Below are 1,203 nucleotides of genomic sequence, written 5' to 3'. Positions count from 1 at the left end.
CACTCTACCCTACTAAAATTGGGGCATAAAAACGGGGCGTTCCGACCTTTGTAGTTCCTACACTCCAAAGTCCATCGCGCCCCGTGAAGCAGTGCCTCATCGCCAAAACTACGACCCTTTTACAGCAGTTGCCCATCGTGCGCAACCTAGCGCGTCAAAAGTTTGTGGCTCAATTTATTATCGGCCTGCTCAAGAGCCGCAACGTGCAGTTCTGCGAAGTGGCCCAGCACCTCAACGATGGCGCCAAACCGGCCTCGAATGAGACGCGGATTCAGGACTTCTTTCGTCAGGTAACGCTGGACTACCTCGCCCTGGCCCGGCTTCTGGTCAGCCTCTTACCGGGGCAAGGCAAGCTGTGCCTGTGTCTGGACCGCACGGAATGGGACTTCGGGCAGTGCCAGGTCAACCTCCTGCTCGTTACCGTGGGTCGGGGCGAGTGGCACGTGCCGCTGTACTGGCACCTGCTCGACAACCGCAGCGGCAATTCCAACGCCGCCCAGCGCATTGCCGTGCTCGAAGCGTGCCTGGCCGTGCTGGGCCGGGACCAGATTGAACTGGTCCTGGGGGACCGCGAGTTTGTGGGCCATGCCTGGTTCAAGTGGCTGCAAGACCAGGGGCTCCCCTTCGTCATGCGTCTGCCCAAGCACCATCACCTGACCCTGGCCAGTGGCGAGTGCCGGGCGGTGGCCGCCCTAGGCCTGGCCCCGGGACAGGTGCGACGCTTTGCCCACGTGCAGGTGGACGGGGTCTGGGGAAAAGCCCTGGTCAAGGCCCTGGATGGGGGCCAATTTCTTTTCCTCTTCGGCCATGAAGACCTACCCGACCTGGCCCCGCTTTACGCCCGGCGCTGGAGCATTGAGCAGTGTTTCCAAAACCTCAAAGGCCGGGGCTTTAACCTGGAAAACACGCACTTGCGTTGCCATCTCAAGCTCCGCAAACTCGTGGCCCTCGTCAGTTTAGCCTATGCCTTTTGCCTGAGCGTGGGCCAGGATGCCGCTGAACACAGCCCGCCCATTGCCCGCAAAAAGCACGGCTACCGGGCCACCAGCCTGAGTCGCCACGGCTTGAATATCCTGCGCCAAATCACCCGCCCAGCCACGGCCAGCACCGACGCACTGGCCCGACAAGTGATGGCCTTACTGAACTGGCTTATTTCGCAAGTCGCTTGTTATCAAATACCTGGAAAAATGGCAGGGTAGAGTG

At 60.6% G+C, this 1,203-nt stretch carries 1 protein-coding gene; it reads left to right on the top strand.

All coding sequences use genetic code 11. The annotated features are described in order from the left end of the window. Positions 1 to 83 precede the first annotated feature (83 nt). Entirely contained in the window at positions 84 to 1,199 is a 1,116-nt protein-coding gene (locus tag ABD819_RS21380; protein WP_345127706.1) for an IS4 family transposase, read from the top strand. Positions 1,200 to 1,203: the final 4 nt, after the last annotated feature.

This window comes from Hymenobacter antarcticus (assembly GCF_039539545.1).
GTDB lineage: Bacteria > Bacteroidota > Bacteroidia > Cytophagales > Hymenobacteraceae > Hymenobacter > Hymenobacter antarcticus.
Note: the sequence above shows the minus strand (reverse complement) of the source record. Positions and strands in the feature narration are given on the sequence as shown.